The organism is Saccharopolyspora taberi (genome assembly GCF_039534165.1).
Taxonomy (GTDB): Bacteria; Actinomycetota; Actinomycetes; order Mycobacteriales; family Pseudonocardiaceae; genus Saccharopolyspora_D; species Saccharopolyspora_D taberi.
The window spans coordinates 149,805-169,495 of sequence record NZ_BAAAUX010000002.1 but is presented as its reverse complement, the minus strand read 5'-3'; the positions used below and the strand labels follow the sequence as shown (position 1 = coordinate 169,495).

The 19,691-nt window shown below is 72.4% G+C and carries 21 protein-coding genes; 14 read left to right on the top strand and 7 right to left on the bottom strand.

The annotated features are described in order from the left end of the window. Positions 1–97 precede the first annotated feature (97 nt). Positions 98–826: an IclR family transcriptional regulator gene (locus tag ABD691_RS02450; protein ID WP_344677672.1), complete on the top strand. Its 729-nt coding sequence runs from the start codon at positions 98–100 to the stop codon at positions 824–826. Between the two features lie 100 nt (positions 827–926). Here the strand turns inward: ABD691_RS02450 and ABD691_RS02445 are convergent, their stop codons facing one another. Both ABD691_RS02445 and ABD691_RS02440 read right to left on the bottom strand, forming a co-directional pair. Beyond that, positions 927–1,475 (bottom strand): GrpB family protein, encoded by a 549-nt coding sequence (locus ABD691_RS02445; protein WP_344677671.1) that lies wholly within the window; start codon positions 1,473–1,475, stop codon positions 927–929. Positions 1,476–1,494: 19 nt separating this feature from the next. Beyond that, on the bottom strand, positions 1,495–1,980 hold the full coding sequence (locus ABD691_RS02440; protein ID WP_344677670.1) for an Lrp/AsnC family transcriptional regulator: 486 nt from the start codon (positions 1,978–1,980) through the stop codon (positions 1,495–1,497). Positions 1,981–2,103: 123 nt separating this feature from the next. Between ABD691_RS02440 and pdhA the strand changes: the two genes are divergently transcribed. The 3 genes from pdhA to ABD691_RS02425 are packed head-to-tail and all read left to right on the top strand — an operon-like array spanning position 2,104 to position 5,412. Next, positions 2,104–3,177, top strand: coding sequence for a pyruvate dehydrogenase (acetyl-transferring) E1 component subunit alpha (gene pdhA, locus ABD691_RS02435; RefSeq protein WP_344677669.1), 1,074 nt, complete (start codon positions 2,104–2,106; stop codon positions 3,175–3,177). 11 nt (positions 3,178–3,188) lie between these two features. Next, positions 3,189–4,169, top strand: coding sequence for an alpha-ketoacid dehydrogenase subunit beta (locus tag ABD691_RS02430; protein ID WP_344677721.1), 981 nt, complete (start codon positions 3,189–3,191; stop codon positions 4,167–4,169). Further along, the gene (locus tag ABD691_RS02425; RefSeq protein ID WP_344677668.1) at positions 4,162–5,412 is read left to right on the top strand and encodes a dihydrolipoamide acetyltransferase family protein; all 1,251 of its coding nucleotides are present in this window, start codon (positions 4,162–4,164) and stop codon (positions 5,410–5,412) included. The genes ABD691_RS02430 and ABD691_RS02425 overlap by 8 nt, the downstream gene beginning before the upstream one ends. A gap of 49 nt (positions 5,413–5,461) precedes the next feature. Here the strand turns inward: ABD691_RS02425 and ABD691_RS02420 are convergent, their stop codons facing one another. The 3 genes from ABD691_RS02420 to ABD691_RS02410 form a co-directional block, all read right to left on the bottom strand. After that, entirely contained in the window at positions 5,462–5,674 is a 213-nt protein-coding gene (locus tag ABD691_RS02420; RefSeq protein WP_344677667.1) for a hypothetical protein, read from the bottom strand. 144 nt (positions 5,675–5,818) lie between these two features. Beyond that, positions 5,819–6,706, bottom strand: a complete 888-nt coding sequence (locus ABD691_RS02415; protein ID WP_344677666.1) for an MBL fold metallo-hydrolase — start codon at positions 6,704–6,706, stop codon at positions 5,819–5,821. Positions 6,707–6,730: 24 nt separating this feature from the next. Further along, positions 6,731–7,006: a hypothetical protein gene (locus tag ABD691_RS02410; protein ID WP_344677665.1), complete on the bottom strand. Its 276-nt coding sequence runs from the start codon at positions 7,004–7,006 to the stop codon at positions 6,731–6,733. 182 nt (positions 7,007–7,188) lie between these two features. On the opposite strand from ABD691_RS02410, the gene ABD691_RS02405 reads away from it, so the two are divergent. After that, positions 7,189–7,677 carry an ATP-binding protein gene (locus tag ABD691_RS02405; protein ID WP_344677664.1) on the top strand — a complete coding sequence of 163 codons (489 nt, stop codon included), beginning with the start codon at positions 7,189–7,191 and terminating at the stop codon, positions 7,675–7,677. A gap of 118 nt (positions 7,678–7,795) precedes the next feature. On the opposite strand, the gene ABD691_RS02400 is transcribed toward ABD691_RS02405, so the two are convergent. Both ABD691_RS02400 and ABD691_RS02395 read right to left on the bottom strand, forming a co-directional pair. After that, positions 7,796–9,319, bottom strand: a complete 1,524-nt coding sequence (locus tag ABD691_RS02400) for a glycerol-3-phosphate dehydrogenase/oxidase (protein WP_344677663.1) — start codon at positions 9,317–9,319, stop codon at positions 7,796–7,798. Further along, a complete protein-coding gene (locus ABD691_RS02395) occupies positions 9,316–9,924 on the bottom strand; it encodes a TetR/AcrR family transcriptional regulator (protein WP_344677662.1) in 609 nt (202 codons plus the stop codon). The genes ABD691_RS02400 and ABD691_RS02395 overlap by 4 nt, the downstream gene beginning before the upstream one ends. 80 nt (positions 9,925–10,004) lie before the next feature. Between ABD691_RS02395 and ABD691_RS02390 the strand changes: the two genes are divergently transcribed. The 9 genes from ABD691_RS02390 to ABD691_RS02350 all read left to right on the top strand — a co-directional run bounded on the left by ABD691_RS02390 (position 10,005) and on the right by ABD691_RS02350 (position 19,602). Continuing rightward, on the top strand, positions 10,005–11,570 hold the full coding sequence (locus ABD691_RS02390) for an FAD-binding oxidoreductase (protein WP_344677661.1): 1,566 nt from the start codon (positions 10,005–10,007) through the stop codon (positions 11,568–11,570). Between the two features lie 73 nt (positions 11,571–11,643). Then, positions 11,644–12,537 carry a diacylglycerol/lipid kinase family protein gene (locus ABD691_RS02385; RefSeq protein ID WP_344677660.1) on the top strand — a complete coding sequence of 298 codons (894 nt, stop codon included), beginning with the start codon at positions 11,644–11,646 and terminating at the stop codon, positions 12,535–12,537. A gap of 96 nt (positions 12,538–12,633) precedes the next feature. Then, positions 12,634–13,380 (top strand): methyltransferase domain-containing protein, encoded by a 747-nt coding sequence (locus ABD691_RS02380; RefSeq protein ID WP_425564940.1) that lies wholly within the window; start codon positions 12,634–12,636, stop codon positions 13,378–13,380. After that, positions 13,377–14,417, top strand: a complete 1,041-nt coding sequence (locus ABD691_RS02375) for a FecCD family ABC transporter permease (RefSeq protein ID WP_344677659.1) — start codon at positions 13,377–13,379, stop codon at positions 14,415–14,417. The genes ABD691_RS02380 and ABD691_RS02375 overlap by 4 nt, the downstream gene beginning before the upstream one ends. Beyond that, on the top strand, positions 14,417–15,205 hold the full coding sequence (locus tag ABD691_RS02370; protein WP_344677719.1) for an ABC transporter ATP-binding protein: 789 nt from the start codon (positions 14,417–14,419) through the stop codon (positions 15,203–15,205). Before ABD691_RS02375 ends, ABD691_RS02370 begins: the two co-directional genes overlap by 1 nt. Continuing rightward, positions 15,202–16,191 (top strand): ABC transporter substrate-binding protein, encoded by a 990-nt coding sequence (locus ABD691_RS02365; RefSeq protein WP_344677658.1) that lies wholly within the window; start codon positions 15,202–15,204, stop codon positions 16,189–16,191. The genes ABD691_RS02370 and ABD691_RS02365 overlap by 4 nt, the downstream gene beginning before the upstream one ends. Next, positions 16,188–17,261, top strand: coding sequence for a pyridoxal-phosphate dependent enzyme (locus ABD691_RS02360; protein ID WP_344677657.1), 1,074 nt, complete (start codon positions 16,188–16,190; stop codon positions 17,259–17,261). Before ABD691_RS02365 ends, ABD691_RS02360 begins: the two co-directional genes overlap by 4 nt. Then, positions 17,258–18,448, top strand: coding sequence for an ATP-grasp domain-containing protein (locus tag ABD691_RS02355; protein WP_344677656.1), 1,191 nt, complete (start codon positions 17,258–17,260; stop codon positions 18,446–18,448). Before ABD691_RS02360 ends, ABD691_RS02355 begins: the two co-directional genes overlap by 4 nt. Beyond that, the gene (locus tag ABD691_RS02350; protein ID WP_344677655.1) at positions 18,445–19,602 is read left to right on the top strand and encodes an MFS transporter; all 1,158 of its coding nucleotides are present in this window, start codon (positions 18,445–18,447) and stop codon (positions 19,600–19,602) included. The genes ABD691_RS02355 and ABD691_RS02350 overlap by 4 nt, the downstream gene beginning before the upstream one ends. Positions 19,603–19,691: the final 89 nt, after the last annotated feature.

Genomic DNA, 19,691 nt, shown 5'->3' with positions numbered 1-19,691 from the left:
GATGTTGCAAATAACGAACACAGGTGTTACACAGATTGCATCACTATCTTTCCGGGGTCTGGGACTGTCAAGGCCTCGGACGCCAACCGGGGTGGGTATGTCCGCTGAACGGAAAAGCACCGAACGGAAAACCGACGGGTCGCAGACGCTGGAACGCGGTCTGCTGGTGCTGCGGATGCTCGCCGAGGCGCCGGAAGGGCTCGGCGCGAGCGAGGTCGCGACCCGGCTCGGAGTGCACCGCTCGGTCGCCTACCGGCTGCTGATGGCGTTGACCCGGCAGAACTTCGCGTCCCGGGATCCCGAGGGCAGGTACCGGATCGGCCTGGAGTTCTTCACCCTCGCCGAACGCGTCCGCCCCCGGCTGCTCGACGTGGCCGACCCGGTGCTGCGGGAGCTGACGGCGGAGCTGGACGCGACCGCGTGCCTGGTGGTGGCAGAGAACGGCTCGGCGGTCGCGATCGCCGTCATCGAGCCGCCAGGGCCGGGGCCGCGCTTCTCCTACGGCATCGGCAACCGCGACCCGCTGGAACGCGGCGCGGCGGGGATCGCGCTGCTCGCGGCGGGGTCACCGGAGGACGACGAGCCGGAGCGGGTCACCACCACCCGCCGGACCGGGCACATAGTGACCCACGAGGAGGTCGTCGCGGGCTCCATCGGCATCGCCGCGCCCATCCGCCCGCCGCGCGGCGGGCAGGCCGCGGCCGTCAACGTCATCACCCACCGCCGGGACATCGCCGACCGGGCCATCCCGTTCGTCGTGGCCGCCGCGCAGCGGATCACCGAGGTCCTGAACGGACCGGGTACCGGGGGCAGCCGAGGGAGTTGAACCCTGCGCGGCTTGTGAAGGCGGCGCCCATAACCGGCCCAGTCTTCGACGGGCGGCGGCTGCCCACCTTTTCAACGTGCCGCCACGGCCGGGAATTCCCTCAACGCACGTCCGTGCCCAGGACGCTCGCGACGAAATCCCCCTTGCCTTCCGTGTACGCCTCGCGGTCGTGGCCGCTCTGCTCGGACAGCCGGCGTTTCAGGTCCTCGTACCGGCGCGCGAGCTCGCCGTCCCGGCGCAGCGCGTCGCGGAACCTGATCTGCTCGGACCACCGCGGATGACCGGCCCCGACCAGGTGCAGGTGCGCCTCGCGCCGCTGCCCCGACGGGTCCGGCTTGACGAAGAACCGCCGCCAGGGGCGGTGATCCAGCTCCGGCGGCACGTAGCACCAGCCGTCCGCACGCAGCCGTTCCAGCGCCCGGTCGACCACCGTGTCCAGGTCGGTCACGGAGGCCATCACGTCGACGATCGGCTTGGCGGCAAGCCCGGGGACGGCCGTCGACCCGACGTGCTCCACCCCGTCGACCAGCCACGGCGCGAGCGAATCGGCCAGCGCCGCGCACTCCGCGTCCGCCCGGAGGATCCAGCGCGGGTCGTGCGGCCGGAGCTCCGCCCGCTCGTACGCCCAAGCAGGGACTTCCTCGCTCATCCGGCCGCCCTGACCGCGATCACAACGGCCGGGAAGGCAGTTCGTCCAGCACCAGTACGGTGTGGCTGGACACCACGTCCGGGATCGTCTGCAACCGGTTGAGCACCAGCTCCCGCAGGCACTGGGCATCGCGGGTGCGCACCAGCAGCACCAGATCGTTCTCCCCGGAAACCAGCGCGCCGTGTGCGACCTCGGGGATCTCCAGCACCCGCTGGCGGACCGCCTTCCAGGAGTGCTGGCTGACCTTGAGGTAGACGTACGCCGAGACCCCGTAGCCGAACCGCTCAGGGTTGATCACCGCGCTGTAGCCGGTGATCACGCCCTCCCGGTGCAGCCGCTCGACCCGGGTGTAGGCGCTCGCGCGGGAGATGTGCAGCCGCTCGGCCAGCGCGCGCATCGAGATCCGGCCGTCGGCGCGCAGCTCCTCGACGATCCGCCGGTCGAGCTCGTCCAACGCGGCGGAACGTCCAGCGGGAGCGGCGCTGCCGGGGCGTTCTGCGGACATCTGGCACACGGTAGCCGACCACGACGGCCAGATGTCCGGAAATCCGTTCCCGATCTGGAGGATCGGCCGCCTCGGTTGAACAATCCCTCTCACCACCAGGCTGCCGGTTCACTGGAGGACCCCATGACCACGGCCAGACAACGCACTCTGCTCCCCTCGGAAACCCCGAGGTCGCTGCTGGACGCCGACGGCCGCGCCACGGGCGGCGAGCTGCCCGCCGACGACGTGCTGCTCGAACTGCACCGGCGGATGGTCGTCGGCCGCCGGTTCGACACCCAGGCCACCGCGCTGACCCGGCAGGGCAGGCTCGCGGTCTACCCGTCCTCGCGCGGCCAGGAGGCGTGCCAGGTCGGATCGGTGCTCGCCCTTTCCGAGCAGGACTGGCTGTTCCCGACCTACCGCGACTCGGTCGCCCTGGTGACCCGCGGCGTCGACCCGGTGCAGACCCTCACCCTGCTCCAGGGCGGCTGGCACCTGGGCTACGACCCCCACGAGTACCGGATCGGGCCGCAGTGCACGCCGCTGGCGACCAACACCCTGCACGCCGTGGGCATGGCGCACGCCGCGCGCCTCAAGGGCGAGGACGCCGTCACCCTGGTGCTGCTCGGCGACGGCGCGACCAGCGAGGGCGACACCCACGAGGCGCTGAACTTCGCCGGTGTCTGGCGGGCGCCGGTGGTCTTCCTGGTGCAGAACAACGGCTACGCGATCAGCGTTCCGATGAGCAAGCAGAACGCCGCGCCTTCCTTGGCGCACAAGGGAATCGGCTACGGCATCGCCTCCGAGCTGATCGACGGCAACGACGTCGCGGCGGTGCACGCGACGGTGTCCGAGGCGGTCGCGGCGGCGCGCTCCGGTGCGGGCCCGGCGCTGATCGAGGCGCGGACCTACCGGATCGAGTCGCACACCAACGCCGACGACGCCACCCGCTACCGGGAGACCGACGAGGTCGCGGCCTGGCTGGCGCGCGACCCGATCGACCGGACCGAGCGGTACCTGCGCTCGCGCGGCCTGCTCGACGACGCGCGCGAAGCGGCGATCACCGAGGAGGCCGAGGCGTTCGCCGCGTCCCTGCGGGAGCGGATGAACACCGACGTCGAGGTGGATCCGCGGGAGCTGTTCGCCCACGTCTACGCCGAACCGACGGCCGCCCTCCGGGAGCAGGCCGAACTGCTGGACGAGGAGTTGCGGTCGTGACACAGCTGTCGATGGCGGCGGCGCTGAACCAGGCGCTGGCCGACGCGCTGGAAGCCGACGAGCGGGTGCTGGTCTTCGGCGAGGACGTCGGGCCGCTCGGCGGCGTCTTCCGGGTCACCGACGGGCTGACCCGCAGGTTCGGCGAGGACCGGGTGTTCGACACGCCGCTGGCCGAGTCCGGGATCGTGGGCACCGCGATCGGGATGGCGATGAACGGCCTGCGGCCGGTGGTGGAGATGCAGTTCGACGCCTTCGCCTACCCCGCGTTCGAGCAGATCACCAGCCACCTGGCCAAGTTGCGCAACCGCACCCGCGGCCGGGTCGAGCTGCCGGTGGTCATCCGCATCCCCTACGGCGGCGGCATCGGCGGCGTGGAGCACCACTGCGACTCGTCCGAGGTCTACTACACCCACACCGCCGGACTGCGGGTCGTCTCCCCCGGTACGCCCGACGACGCCTACGGGCTGCTGCGCGCGGCGATCGAGTCGCCGGATCCGGTGGTGTTCCTGGAGCCCAAGCGCCGGTACTGGTCCAAGGGCGAGGTGTCCCGCGCCGTCGCGCCGATCGACCGCGCGGTGGTCCGCAGGCCGGGCGGGGACGTCACCCTCATCGCCTACGGGCCCATGGTCGCGACCGCGCTGGAGACAGCCGAGGCCGCGACCGCCGAGGGCTGGGACGTCGAGGTCGTCGACCTGCGCAGCCTCGCGCCGTTCGACGACCGGACCGTGACCGAGTCGGTCCGGCGGACCGGCCGCGCGGTCGTGGTGCACGAGGCCGCCGGTTTCTGCGGGTACGGCGCGGAAGTCGCCGCGCGGGTGACCGAGCGCTGCTTCCACCACCTGCACGCGCCGGTGCTGCGGGTGACCGGGTTCGACATCCCCTACCCGCCGCCCAAGGTCGAGGAGCACCACCTGCCCAGCGTCGACCGCATCCTCGACGCGATCGACCGGCTGCAGTGGAACGACGAGGTCGTGGAGGCCCGCCATGGCTGACTTCGCACTGCCCGACCTCGGCGAGGGCCTGACCGAGGCCGAGATCGTCAACTGGCTGGTCGCGGTCGGCGACGAGGTCGCCGTCGACCAGCCGGTGGCCGAGGTCGAGACCGCCAAGGCGGTCGTCGAGGTCCCCTGCCCCTACGCCGGCGTCGTGCGCGCGCTGCACGGCAAGCAGGGCGACACGATCGCGGTCGGCGCGCCGCTGATCAGCGTGGAGGAGCCGGGCGGATTCGCCGAACCCGGCGTGGTCGTCGCGCCGCCGCGGGAGGAGAGCAGCGGCAACGTGCTCATCGGCTACGGCACCGGAAACGCGCCGCCGCGCAGGAACCGGCGCAGGCGCTCGGCGGCACCCGAGCAGATACCGGCGCCGACGCCGAGCCCGGAACCCGCCGCGGCGCCGACGAACGCGGTCGCCGTCATCTCCCCGCTGGTCCGCCAGCTGGCCAGGCAGAACGGCATCGATCTCGGCGGGATCCGGGGCAGCGGTCCCGGCGGCGTGATCCGCCGGTGCGACGTGGAAGCGGCGATCAGCGCGACCGAGCCCCCTTCCAGCGGTGGCAAGCGGATCCCGCTCACCGGGCTGCGGCGCGCGGTCGCGGACAAGCTGACCCGGTCGCGCCGGGAGATCCCCGAGGCCACGGTGTGGGTCGACGTCGACGCCACCGACCTGCTCGCCGCCCGCGCCGCGCTCAACGCCCGGGAACCGGAGCACCCGGTCAGCTTGCTGGCGCTGATCGCGCGGTTCGCGGTGCTGGGGCTGCGCAGGTTTCCGGAGCTGAACTCCCGCGTCGAGGCGGACGAGATCGTGCTGCTCGACGAGATCCACCTCGGGTTCGCCGCCCAGACCGACCGCGGCCTGATGGTCCCGGTGGTCCGCGACGCCCACGCGCTCAACACCCGCGCGCTCTCCGACGCCCTCCGCACGCACACCGCGGCGGGCCGGGCGGGCACGCTGTCGCCGTCGGACCTGACCGGCGGCACGTTCACCGTGAACAACTACGGGGTGTTCGGGGTGGACGGTTCGGCGGCGATCATCAACCACCCGGAGGCCGCGATCCTCGGGATCGGGCGGATCATCGACCGGCCGTGGGCGGTCGACGGGGAACTCGCCCTGCGCAAGGTCTGCGAGCTGACCCTGGCCTTCGACCACCGGGTCTGCGACGGCGGCACCGCGGGCGGATTCCTCCGGTTCGTGGCCGACTGCGTGGAGTCCCCGATCACCGCGCTCGGCGAGCTGTAGCGGTGAGGCCCCGCACCTGGGGGTGCGGGGCCTCATCGCCAGGACCTGACTACCTGCCCCGGACCGGCTGAGTGGAGAGGTTGTAGTAAGCGGGCCTGAACAGCTCACCCTGGGTGTGGTGCTGGGTGGTCTTGGTCGAGGAAATGGTCTCCGTCGAGGAGTTGTGGACCAAAACCCAGTCCTCCGCGTACGCGGTGGCACCTCCTGCCAGGGCGAGCCCGGTAGCAGCGAGCATCGCGACCGCCAGCGATCGAACGCGCATTGCGTTGCCTCCTTTTCTTGGTGTGGATCAAGGCGGGCTTGATCCTCACCGCGGCCGGGCGCGTGGGCTTGCGGTGTCATCGGATTGATCGATGTCCGGCGGGTGGGTGGGTGATGCCCGCGCTCAGCCGGATTCCGGCCGCCGCTAGAGGTCGAGGTGGATCGGCCCGCCTGCGGAACGCAGCATGGCCGCGAGCGCGGCTTCCAGGTCCGGCGGATTGCCGTGCACCTCGGCGTGGGCCAGGCGCAGGTTCGCCGCGTGCCGCTCCTGGTCGAGCCAGCCCGGCCAGCGCTGCCGCCCCTGCCGCTCCAGCGCGGCGAAGTCCGGGCGGTCGGCCGCGGCCGAGTCGAGCAGCCAGCGCAGGTACTCCGACACCGCCGCGATCGCCTCCGCCGGGGCGGTCAGCTCGCCGTGTCCGGGAACGAGGTGCCGGGCGTCGAACCCGGACAGCGCGGTCAGCGCCTCCAGCCAGCCGCTGATCCGGCCGTGCAGGGCCAGCGGGGTCACGCCGTTGAAGATCAGGTCGCCGCTGAACAGCACGCCGTCCTCGGGCACCCACACCACGAGATCACCGTCGGTGTGGGCGGTTCCGGCCACCGGGACGATCTCGGCGGTCCGGCCGCCGAGGTCGAGCCGGGTCGGTTCGCCGACGGTCCCGGTGATCCGGGGCGGACCGATCTCGCCCCACCCGGAGTAGACGAAGACCTCCGGGAACAGGTGCGGCCCGGTGCCGATCGTGCGCGCGGCCTCGGCCGAGGCCAGCACGTCCCCGCCTGCCTCGGCGACCAGCCGGGCGCCGTTGCTGTGATCGCCGTGGGCGTGGGTCAGCACCGCCGAGAGGGCAGCGCTCGACGATCCCCGCGCGGTTTCCAGCAACCGGCGCGAACGCGCCTCGGTCGCGCAGGTGTCGACCAGCAGCATCCGCTCGCGGCCGGTGATCCACCCCGCGTTGTTGCGGAACCAGCCACCGGGCGGTTGCAGGTACGCGCTGGTCGCCGGGCTCAGTTCGGTCACGTGGAAGTCGGCCGGCATGCGCCGATCCTCCCACCCGGGACGTCAGGCGCCGCCGCCCCCGCCTCCGCCGCCGGAGTCCCCGCCGCCGCTGAACCCGCCGCCGCCGTCACCTCCGCCGAAACCGCCGCCGCCGTCGCCACCCCAGCCGCCGGAGTCGCCGCCTCCCGAATCGCCGCCGCCGGAATCACCACCACCGATGAAACCGCCGCCCGAACCGCGCCCGCCGCGGTTGCCGCTCCCGCTCGCGGCCGCGATGGCGGTGATCACGATCAGGAGGAAGCCGCCAACCACGACCAGAAGGGGGATATTCGCGTCCACGCGTGACTCCCGTATGTTCGTGCGCGCCGCCCGGCACGCCGCCGTCCCGCTATGAGGCCGCGCACAACGAAAGAACGATCTTGAAATCGGCCCGGCCGAACGCGACACTCTCTCGGGTTGGCAAGATACTTCTTTCGGGTGAAGCTTGGGGCTCGCTTGATGCAAACGAAGGAAGGACTCCGGTGAACGCGCCTACCGCACAGGTCGACGACCTTCGGCTCATTGCCCTGCCCAGCGCCGTGAACTGCACGAACCTGTTCGTCCGGTTCGCCCTCACCGAGTGGTCGCTGCGCCCCCTGGTCGACGAGGCGACCGCGGTCGCCAACCGGATGGTCAGCGCCGCCATCGACGCAGCGGACCAGAACAATCCCGGGTTCATCACGATCCGGTTGCGGCTCACCGGCGACAGCCTGGTGATCGAGGCCGAGGCCGACGCCCGCGGCGAAGCCCCCGAACTGGGCTACCAGCGCAGCGGCGTGGAGTACCTCGCCGACGGGCGGCGGATGTCCTGGTGCCAGCTCAGCCTGCCCACCGGCGTCTCCGCCAACGAGGTCCCGCTGCCCCGCCGCGAGAAGAAGCGCTCCTACGTCAGCGAGGACGAGACCGCCGAGGTCGACCCCGAGGTGATCTCGCGCCTGCTGACCGGGCTCAACCGCTCGTCGGAGTACTAGGCACAGGTCCCGATCGGACGAATTCGCCCGATCGGACAGATACACCCCTTTCGCCCGGATTTCCCTGTTTCTCCGGGTAAATGCGCGGTTCCTCCGGGTAGGCGCACGCGATCGCCGGCTACTCCCGCGCGACCGCCGCGTACTCCCGCGCGATCGGCAGTGCGCGCCGCCGGTCGTCCTCGGCGAGCCCGATCCGCGTCCTGCGGTCCAGCAGGTCCGATTCGTCCAGCGCGCCTTCGTGCCGCACCGCGAACCGCAGCTCCGCGCCCGTGGTCTCGATCCCCTCCGCGATCGGCGCCAGCTCGTCGCCACCGGCTCCGGCCAGGACCGCTGCCGCTTCCGTTCCGTAGCGCCCGAGCAGCCGCTGCGGTGCCCGCACCGCCGCCAGCTCCGCCGGGCTCCCGGCGCCGACCAGCGGCAGCCGCCGCGTCCGGCAGACTCCCGCGGTCAGCGCGGTGCGCGCCAGCGCGGCGTCGAGCGCGTCCTGGGCCATCCGCCGGTAGGTGGTGAGCTTCCCGCCGACGACGGTGACCAGCCCGTCCGGCGCGGTGATCACCGCGTGCTTGCGGGAGACGTCGGCCGTGCGGCCGGTCCCGGAGTCCAGCAGCGGCCGCAGCCCGGAGTAGGTCCCGAGCACGTCGGCCCGCGACAGCGGTTCCCGCAGCGCGGTCCCGACCGTCTCCAGCAGGAAGTCGACCTCCTGCTCCGACGCCCGCGGCACGTCCGGGATCTCCCCCTCCGCCTCCTCGTCGGTCAGTCCTATGTAGACGCGACCCTCCGGCGAGGGCAGCGCGAAGACGAACCTGTTGCGCTCCCCCGGAACCGGCACCATCAGCCCGGCGCCGAGCCCGCCGAACGACTCCCGCGACAGCACCAGGTGGGTGCCCCGGCTGGGCCGCAGGGCGATGCCGGGCGCGACCTGCCCGGCCCACACCCCGGTCGCGTTGATCACGATCCGGGCGTCGACGTCGTGGCCGCGGCCGGTCAGTCCGTCCCGCAGGACCGCGCCCCTGCCGGTCACCTGCTCGCCCGCGCAGCGGGTGAGCACGCGCGCCCCGTGCGCGGCTGCGGTGCGCGCGAGCGCGACCACCAGCCGGGCGTCGTCCTGGAGCTGGCCGTCCCAGGCCAGCAGGCCGCCGCGCAGGCCGTCGGTGCGGACCGTCGGCGCGTAGCGCCGCACCTCGGCGCGGGTGATCCGCCGGGACGGCGGGAGCCGGTGCGCGGAGGTCCCGGCCGCGGCGCGCAGCGCGTCGCCCGCCAGGAACCCGGCGCGGACCACCGCCGCGCCCGCCCTGCCGGTCTCCGGCAGCAGCGGCACCACCTGCGGCAGCGGGCGGACCAGGTGCGGCGCGGTGCGGTCGATCAGGATCCCGCGTTCGACCGCGCTCTCGTGCGCGATGCCGACGCTGCCCGATGCCAGGTAGCGCAGACCGCCGTGCACCAGCTTGGAGCTCCAGCGGCTGGTGCCGAAGGCGAGGTCGTGCTTCTCGGCCAGCACCACCGACAGCCCCCGCGACGCGGCGTCGAGCGCGACCCCGGCACCGGTGACCCCGCCGCCGATCACCAGCACGTCGACCGGCCCCCGGCCGTCGAGTTCGTCGAGTTCGCGGGCCCGGCGACCGGCGTTGAGCGAGGCGTTCACGGCTTGAGGTACCGGTCGAGGAGCTCGCGCAGCTGCTCGTCGAGCCCGTCGGCTTCGTCCGGGCCGACCAGCACCGGCCCGGTCAGCACGAACGACCAGGCGGTCAGCAGCAGCGATTTCGCCTGCATGGCGACGTCTCCGGGCCGGATCGAGCCGTCCTCGGCGCCGGCCAGCAGCGCCTGCTCGATCAGCGCGAGCTGCTGGTCGGTGCTGGTGCCCCGGCGTTCCAGCAGGTACGGCAGCAGGAAGTCCGGGTCCAGTTCGATGATCTTGCGCAGCATCGGGTGGGTGCGGACGGTGCCCGCGATCCGCACGATCCCGTCCACCAGCCGCTCCCGCGCGGAGTCGGCGGGCGCCCGGAACGCGGCGTTGCCCAGTTCGGTCCACTCCCTGGTCATCAGGCTCGCGACCACCGAGCGGACGTTGGGCCACCGCCGGTACAGCGTCGCCCGGGACACCTCGGCGTGGCGGGCGATGTCGGCCATCGTCATCCGCCGCAGTCCGACCGCGAGCAGCAGTTCGTAGGCCGCGTCCAGGATCCGGTGCTCCGGGATCGCGTTCGCGGCGCGGATCAGATCGGGATCGTTGCGATGCTGCGACACCATGTGTCAATGTGTATCACAACCGAGCCAGGCCCCGACACCGTGAGGCAGCGTTGACCGAGTCCGATCTCCCCGTCGTTGACATGCACCCGTACTTGTGGGGCGACCCGGCGCAGGCGGTCGCGCTGCCCGAGGCCGCGACGTCCGCGCTCGCGCACCTGGGCGCCACCGCGGGAGCGGAACCCGTTGCGGTGTCCGACATCGCGCTGCCCGAACCGGCGCTCCCGGGCCCGGCCCGGGCCGCGATCACCGATGCCGTCGGCGCTGATCACGTCAGTTCCGACCACGACGCCCGGATCGCGCACACGCGCGGCTGGTCCACTCCGGACCTGCTCCGGCTGCGCGCCGGGGACGCCACCGACGCGCCGGACGCCGTCGTGTGCCCCGGCACGCACGAGGAAGTGCTTGCCGTGCTCAGCGCGTGCTCGCGGCACCGGATCGCGGTCGTGCCGTTCTGCGGCGGCACCTCGGTGGTCGGCGGTCTCAACCCGGCCCGCGACGGCTTCGCCGGGGTGATCGCGCTGGACCTGCGGCGCATGGACGGACTGCTCGCCGTCGACCCGGTTTCCCGCACCGCGACCCTGCAAGCCGGTGTCCGGGGGCCGCACGCCGAGCGACTGCTCTCCGAGCACGGCCTGACGCTCGGCCACTTCCCGCAGTCCTACGAAGGCGCCAGCATCGGCGGTTACGCGGCGGCGCGGTCGGCCGGCCAGTCCTCGGCCGGTTACGGGCGGTTCGACGAGATGGTCGTCGGGATCGTGCTGGCAACCCCGAGCGGGACCGTCGAACTCGGCAGCGCCCCGATGTCGGCGGCGGGCCCCGACCTGCGCCAGCTGGTGCTGGGATCGGAAGGCGCACTCGGGGTGATCACCTCGGTCACGGTGCGAGTTCGCCCGGCTCCCGAGCAGCGGGTCTACGAAGGCTGGCGGTTCCCGTCGTTCGAGGCCGGGGCGGCGGCGCTGCGCAGGCTCGCGCAGGACGGGCCGTTGCCGACCGTGCTGCGGCTTTCCGACGAGGCCGAGACCGCGGTCAACCTCGCCGATCCCGGCGGAGCCCTGGGCGGCGGCCCCGGCGGCTGCCTGGCGATCGTCGGCCACGAGGGATCAGCGGTCTCCGGCCGCCAAGCCGCGGTGCGCGAGATCCTGCTGGACCTGGGCGGAGAACCGCTGGGCCCCGAGCCGGGCGAGGCATGGCGGGAGGGCCGCTTCCGCGCGCCGTACCTGCGCGATCCGCTGCTGTCCGCAGGAGCGCTGGTCGAAACCCTGGAAACAGCCACGTTCTGGTCGAACCTGCCTGCCCTGCGCACCGCCGTCACCGACGCCCTGACCGGAGCACTGGCGGCGCAGGGAACACCTGCGCTGGTGCTCTGCCACATCTCGCACGTCTACGAGACCGGCGCTTCGCTGTACTTCACCGTGGTGTGCGCGCAGAAGCCGGACGCCGTCGCGCAGTGGCGGGAGGCCAAGGCCGCCGCGAACGCGGCGATCCGCGGCGCGGGAGCGACGATCACGCACCACCACGGCGTCGGCACCGACCACCGCGCGACCTACGCCGAGGAGATCGGGCCGCTGGCGGTCGACGTGCTGCGGTCGGTCAAGCGCACGGTCGACCCGGCCGGAGTCCTCAACCCCGGCGTGCTCCTCTCCTGAGGTCCCGGACTCGTCCCGCGCGGCTGGTCACCCGGCGCAGGCGCCGCTTCGAAGCTCAAAGACAGGTTCCGACATGGCCGACTACACCGCCCTGCTCAACCCCATCTCCGGCGGCGGGCGCGCCGCCGCGAGCTGGGCGCCCGTCGCCCGGCGACTGCGCGAAGCCGGCGCGGCGGTCCGCGTCGAGCGGACCCGCAGCCGCGAGCACGCCGTCGAGCTCGCCGCCGCTGCGGCTGCGGACGGCTCGACCGTCGTCGCCGTCGGCGGCGACGGCCTGGTGCGCGACGCCGCCTGCGGAGTGGTCGCCGCGGGCGGCGCGCTCGCGGTCGTGCCCGCCGGGCGAGGCAACGATCTCGCCCGCACGCTGGGAATTCCTGACGATCCAGGCGCGCTGGCCGAGCTGCTGCTGACCACTCCGCCGCGAGCGATCGACGTGCTGGAGGTCAACGGCGTGATCGTGCCCGGCAACGTCTACGCGGGCATCGACGCGGTTGCCACCGCGATGATCAACAGCAGCCGCTGGATCCCCGGCCCGCTGCTCTACCGGCTGGCGCCGGTGCGAGCGGTGCTCAGCTGGCGCCCGGTCCGGTACACCCTGACCGTCGATGGCCGAACCCGGACCATGCGGGGCCAGACCGTGGTGGTCGGCAACTCCGGCGCCTACGGCCACGGGCTGCGCATCGTGCCGCCGGCCAGGCTCGACGACGGCCTGCTCGACGTGCTCGTGGTCGGCGACGGTCCGCTGCGCAAGATCGTGTCGTTCATGCGCGAGGCGAAAGCGGGCACGCACCTGCGCCGACCGGAGGTAGGCCACGAGACCGGACGGGAGATCACTCTTTCCGCCGACCGGCCGGTTCCGCTGTGCGCCGACGGCGACCAGATCGGCACACTGCCCGCCACGGTGCGGCTGCTGCCTGCGGCGTTGCGGGTGATCGCACCCGAACCACCTGCACAACCGTCCACATAAGACATTCGTCCCACGCACTGGAAAACCGCGGCATCCGCGGGAACCCTCCGCGCGCGCCGGACGACCTGTGGTCGGACGACGTGGACGAGCAGGAGGGTGAGGCCGTTGCGCTGGTACGCCGACGACGGGCTCTGGTCGGATTTCTTCGAGACGATGTTCTCCCGGCGCAGGGCCGAACAGGCAGGCGAGCTGACGGCGGGCTCCCCGCTGCTGGACTTCCCCGCCGGTTCCGCGGTGCTCGACCTGTGCTGCGGCCCCGGTCTGTACCTGGTGCCGCTGGCCCGGCAGGGCCACAAGGTCACCGGCGTTGACCTCAGCCCGGCCATGCTGGAGCGGGCGCGCGAGCGGTGCGCGGAGGCCGGTGCCGAGGTCGAGCTGGTCCGGGCCGACATGCTCGACTACGTCGCGCCCGGCCGGTTCGACGTCGTGCTGAACCTGTTCACCTCGTTCGGCTACTTCGACGATCCCGCCGACAACCTCAGGGTCCTGCGCAACGCCCACGACTCGCTGGCACCGGGCGGAACCCTGCTGGTCGACGTCCTCGGCAAGGAGGTCCTGGCGGGCTGGGTCGGCCGCCCGCAGGTCGTGCACCACGAGGACGCGGTGGTCTTCCAGCGCGACACGATCCTCGACGACTGGACCCGGCTGCGCACCGACTGGACGCTGGTGCGCGGGGACAGCGCACGCACCGCGACCATCACCTCGTTCGTCTACAGTGGAGCGGAGCTGCGCTCGCTGTTCGAGTCCGCCGGGTTCACCGGCGTCGAGTGCTTCGGCGACTTCGACGGCTCCCCCTACGACAACCACGCCCGCAGGCTCATCGTGCGCGGGAGGCGCGGATGACCCGGGCGCGCACGGCCACGGTCGTCCTGGTGCTGTCCGGATTCCTGGTGCTGTCGATCCTGGCCGGGATCGCGCTCGGGCCGACCGTGGTGCCGCTCGGCGACGTCGCGCGGTTCCTGTGGGCGGCGCTGACCGGCGGCACGATCAGCGCCGACGACGTCACCGGCTACTCGGTGGTGTGGAACGTGCGCACTCCCCGGGTGCTGCTGGCGGTCGTCGTCGGCGCCGGGCTCAGCGTCGTCGGTGTCGCGATCCAGGCCCTGGTGCGCAACGCGCTCGCCGACCCGTTCGTCCTGGGCATCTCGTCCGGGGCGTCGGTGGGTGCGACCGCCGTGGTGGTGTTCGGGGTGTTCGCCGGGCTCGGGGTTTTCGCGCTGTCGGCGGCGGCCTTCCTCGGCGCGCTGGGCGCGACGGTGCTCGTCTACGCCGCCGCCAGCAGCCGTCTCGGCCTGACTCCGCTGCGGCTCGTGCTCACCGGTGTCGCCCTGGCCTACGGCTTCCAGGCGGTGATGAGCGTGCTCGTGTTCATGTCGCCCAACGGCGAAGCCGCGCGCACGGTCCTGTTCTGGCTGCTGGGAAGCCTCGGTGCGGCGGGGTGGCATTCGCTGCCCGCCGCGTCGGTGGTCGTCGTGGTGGCGATCGCCGTGCTGCTCCGGCTGAGCAGGCCGCTGGACGTGCTGTCGATGGGTGACGAGTCCGCCGCGAGCCTGGGCGTCGACGCCGCCGCGCTGCGGCGCGGGCTGTTCGTGCTGACCGCCGCCGTCACCGGGCTGCTGGTCGCGGTCAGCGGCGCGATCGGGTTCGTCGGGCTGGTGCTGCCGCACGTCGTGCGCATCCTCGTCGGCTCCGGCCACCGGCGGGTGCTGATGGTGGCGCCGCTGGCGGGCGCCTGCTTCCTGCTCTGGGCCGACCTGCTCTCCCGGACGCTGTTCGCGCCCGAGGAGCTGCCGGTCGGTGTGCTGACCGCGCTGGTCGGCGTTCCGGTGTTCATCGCCCTCATGCGGCGCCGCGGATACCTGTTCGGAGGCGGTCGATGATGCTGTCCCTGCGCGGAGTTTCGGTCGAGGTCGCCGGTCGCGCGCTGGTCGAGGAGCTGCACCTCGACGTCGGCGGCGGTGAGGTCGTCGGCCTGGTCGGGCCGAACGGCAGCGGCAAGTCCACCGCGCTGCGCTGCGTCTACCGCGCGCTTCGCCCGACTTCCGGCGCGGTGCTGCTCGACGGCGTCGACATCGCCGGGCTCAAGCTGCGCGACAGCGCGCGCTCGATCGCCGCGCTGACCCAGGAGAACCACGCCGATCTCGACTTCACCGTCGAAGAGGTGGTGGCACTGGGCCGGACCCCGCACGCCAGCGGCAACCGCCCGCTCGACGAGCGCGAACGGGAGTTGTGCCGCCGCTGCATGGAAGAACTCGACGTGCTGCACCTGGCCGACCGGGGCGTGCTGACGCTCTCCGGTGGCGAACGCCAGCGCGTGCAGCTGGCCAGGGCCCTGGTGCAGGAACCGCGGGTGCTGGTCCTGGACGAACCGACCAACCACCTCGACGTGCGGCACCAGGTCGGACTGCTGTCCTTCCTGCGCGCCACCGAGCTGACCGTCCTGGTCGCGCTTCACGACCTCAACCTCGCCGCCGCGGTCTGCGACCGGATCGCGGTGCTGCACGACGGAGTTCTGGTCACCTCCGGCACTCCAGCCGAAGTGCTGGTGCCGGAGGTCATCCGGGACGTGTTCGGGGTCGACGCCACCATCGTGACCCACCCGCGCACCGGAGTCCCGCAACTGCTGTTCGACATCGCCGCCGACCGTCTGGAAGGAACCTCCCGTTGAGCAGATCCTCCTCGCTGGCCGCAATCCTGACCGCCGTTGTCCTGGCCACCGGCTGCGGCGCCAAGGTCGAACCGTCCGGCCAGGCCGCGCCACCGGTCACGCTGTCCAACTGCGGTCACGACATCACCTACCCGACCCCGCAGCGCCCGGTCTCCTACGACGTCAGCGGCACCGAGAAGATGTTCGCGCTCGGCCTGGCCGACCGGATGCGCGGGTACGTGATGAACTCGCTGGGCGACCCGTCGATCGCCGGTTCCCCGTGGCGGGACGACTACGGCCGGGTGCCGCGGCTGGGAACCGGCCGAATCACCAAGGAAATCCTCATCGACGCGCAGGCGGACTGGGTGCTGGCCGGGTGGAACTCCGGGTTCAGCGAGGAACGCGGCATCACCCCGGCGCTGCTCTCCCAGGTCGGCATCAACAGCTACCTGCACACCGAAACGTGCTGGGGTTACGGGGAGAACGGCACCGACGTCCCACCGCTTGAAGCCCTCTACACCGACCTGCGCAACCTCGGCACGCTGTTCGGCGTGCGCGACCGGGCCGACGAGCTCGTGGGCGAACTCCAGGGCCGGATCGCCGCGCTGCGCACGACCTGGCCCGCGGGCCAGGACCCGGCGCGGGTTTTCGTCTACGACTCCGGCGTCGACCAGCCCTTCACCGCCGGCAAGCACGCCGCGCCCAACGACGTCATCGCCGCCGCGGGCGGTCGCAACGTCTTCGGGGACCTGGACGCGGGCTGGGGTTCGGTCGGCTGGGAACCGGTGGTGCAGGCGCAGCCGGAGGTCATCGTCATCGTCGACTACGCCGACCAGCCCGCCGCCGACAAGATCGCGTTCCTGGAGTCCCTGCCGCAGCTGCGGTCCGCGCCCGCCGTCGTGCACGACCGCTACTTCGTGATGTCCTACGGCGACGCCGTGAGCGGTCCGCGCAACGTGCAGGCGGCCGAACAGCTCGGCGGCTACCTGCGTTCGGTGGGGCGATGACGATGACCGAAACCCTGGCTCCCACCGCCGTGGTGCACCAGCACATCACCGACGCGGTCAAGGCCCCGGACCTGATCCGGCTGGACGGCAATCTCGTGCTGGCCCGGTTCGAGACGATGAAGGTCTACGCCGCGCTCGGCGCGGTGCGCGAGCTGCTCCGGCGCGGCACCGTGCGACCGGGCCAGACGCTGGTCGACAGCTCCAGCGGGATCTACGCGCTGGCGCTGGCGATGGCCTGCCACCGCTACGGGCTGCGCTGCCACATCATCGCCTCCACCACCGTCGACGCCACGATGCGCGCCCAGCTGGAGATCCTCGGCGCGACCGTGGACCGGATGCCGCCGTCCCAGGACCTGCGGCTGGACCAGGAACGCCGGGTCCAGCGGGTCCGGGAGCTGCTGGCCGAGCGGTCCGACCTGCACTGGATGCGCCAGTACCACGACGACATCCACTACCTCGGTTACCGGGAGCTCGCGGAGCTGGTGAGCACGGCGCTGCCTTCCGCACCGCTGACGGTCGTGGGCTCGGTCGGCACGGGTTCGTCCACCGGCGGCCTGATCGAGCCGCTGCGGCAGCGGGATCCGTCGGTGCGGCTGGTGGGCGTGCAACCGTTCGGCAGCATCACCTTCGGCAGCGAGGGGTTCAGCGATCCGGAGGCGATCATCGCCGGGATCGGCAGCTCGATCCACTTCGGCAACGTCCGCCACGAGCTCTACGACGCGATGCACTGGGTGGACTTCCGGCACGCGATGGCGGGCGCGGTCGGCCTGATGCGCGACCACGCCGTGTTCGCTGGGCTGTCGACCGGCGCCACCTACCTGGTCGCGGGCCGGGAGGCCGCCGCGAACCCGCACCGCACCCACCTGCTCATCGGCGCCGACACCGGACATCGTTATGCGGAGCGGGTTTTCGCCCGCCACCACGAGGCGCTGCGGCCGGACGGGCTGCGGCCGAAGGAGATCACCTCGCTGCACGACCTCGCGCCGCCGTGGTCGGCGATGGAATGGCAGCGGCAACCCTATTCGACTGCTGGGAAAGACGGCCAGGCGTGGAAAGGCGGCCAGTCGTGACGATCGCGGCGTTGGAGTTCCAGATCTTCGGCCTGAGCCGCCTGGTCGAGGCCGCCGCCGACGCCGGTGAACGGCTGTGCCTGCTCACCGGGGACCGGGCGATCTACCGGCACGAACTGGCGAACCTGCCACCGGACGCACTGGAGGTCGTCGACGTCGACACCCAGGACCGCGAAGCCGCGCACCGGGCGCTCGGCTCGATCGGCGACCTGCGGGGCCTGATCAACTCGACGGACACGTGGTGCCTGCCGGGAGCCGATCTGGCCCACCGCCTCGGGCTTCCGGGGCCGGACCCGGACGCGGTCCGGGTGCTGCGGGACAAGCGCCGCGTGCGCGCGCTGCTCCACGACCACGGCCTGTCGCGCGGGCGCGCGATCGAAGCGTCCACTGTGGAGGAAATCCGGCGTGAAGTCGGATTTCCGGTCATCCTCAAGGATTCCGCGGGCACCTCGTCGCGCAACGTCTGGCTGGCCCGCGACGAGGACCAGCTCGGTTCGGCCCTGGAAGCCGCGCGAGCGGCGGACCTGCGGGGAAGCCTGCTCGCCGAACCGTTCCTGGCGGGCCCGGTCTACAGCGCCGAAACCGTGAGCTGGGAGGGCAAGACCCGGCTGCTGGGCGTGCTGAGCAGGCAGGTTTCGCCGGAACCGGACTTCCGGGAGCTGGCGGCGTCCTTCCCGGTCGCGCTGGACGAGTCCCGGATCGAGGACTGGGCGGGCCGGGTGCTGGCGGCGGCCGGGCACGATGGCGGGTTCGCCCACGTCGAGTTCGTGCTGACCGCCGAAGGCCCGGAGCTGGTCGAGATCAACCCCCGGATCGGCGGGGCGCTCGTCGGCGAGGCGCTTTGCCGGTCGCTCGGCACCAACGTCTACCGCGCGCTGGTCGAGATGGCCCTGGGCTCGCGCCCGGCACTGCTGGACGCGCCTGCCCCGGCCGGCCCCGCCGTCGCGTTCGCCCTGGTGTACGCCGACCGGACCGGAACCCTCACCGGCTGGACCGGGCTGGACGGGCTGGCCGACCACCCCGGCTCCCCCGAGTGGTACCCGACTTCGGCCACCGGCAGCGCGATCGCCCACCTGCACGACCAGCGCGGGTGCACCGGCATCGTGCTCGCCGAGGGCGCGACGGCCGAACTCGCGTCGCACCGCGCGCTGGCGGCGGCGGGCAGCGTGCGCCCGGTCATCGGGTGAGGCGGTTCAGCGGGCCGCAGCTGTTCCTGCTCGCCGGTTCCTTCCTCATCCCGCTGGGCAGTTTCGCGGTTCTGCCGTTCATGTCGGTCCTGCTGCACGAGCGGTTCGAGATGGGCCTCGGGGCGGTCGGCTTCGTGCTCGCCGTCGCCTCGCTGGTCCAGTTCTCCGGCGGGGTCGTGGGCGCGGTGGTGGCCGAGCGGATCGGCCTGCGCAACACCATGGTGCTCGCGCTGGCGGTGCGCAGCGCCGGGTTCGCGCTGTTCGTCCCCGGGCTGCGCTGGCCGTGGCTGGCGGTCGTCGCGCTGGTCCTGACCTGTTGCGGGGCGGCGCTGTACCTGCCTGCGAACAAGGCGTACCTGGTGGACGGGATCGACGAACAGCGGCGACCGCTGCTGCTGTCGACCGGGAACGCCGCGATCAACGCCGGTGTCGCGCTCGGTCCGCTGGCCGCCGGGCCGTTAGTCCTGGACGCCTCCGCCGCCCTGTTCACGGCCGTGACCGGCCTGTTCGCGGCGCTGACCATCGGGCACGCCCTGCTGCCGCCCGAGACCGGGCGGCCGGAGCCGCACCCCAGGCACGTCCTGTCCGGCCTGCCGGTCCTGCCGTTCGCGGTGACCGCGCTGAGCGTGTACCTGTTCATGTTCTTCCAGCACTTCCTGGCCGTTTTCGCACTGGCGCGGATGCCCGCGGTGCTCTACGGCGCCGTGCTCGCGGGCTACTCGCTGTCGGTCGTCGTCTTCCAGCCGCTGCTGTCGGCGCGGATCGCCCGGATCTCCTACCGGCGCGCGATGGTGCTCGGGTTCGCCGCGATGGCGGCGGGCATGTGCACCATCGCCATCGGGGACCCGTTCGCGATCCCGGCCGGTGCGTTGCTGATCAGCCTGGGCGAAGTCGTGCTGTTCCTCAAGAACGACCTGGAAGCGCTCGCCCGGTCTCCGCGCAGCCCGGCCGTCGTGTTCGGGCAGCAACGGCTGGCTTCCGGGATCGGCGCGTTCGCCAGCGCCGCGATCGGCGGCCAGCTCTACGGCATCGCCTCCGGACTCGGCCACAGTGGACTCTTCTGGCTCGCGGTGGCGGCGCAGTGCGCGCTGCTCCCACCGCTGGCGGTGCTCCTGCTCCGGAAGCGGACGACTCCCTCGGGCTCGACCACCTGAACAGCGGTACCCACCGCACGTTCGAAGTGGGATTGGGCGTTTCGGGGAGGTCGATGCGTCCGTCCCGGTGATTGTGCGCTGCGCCACGA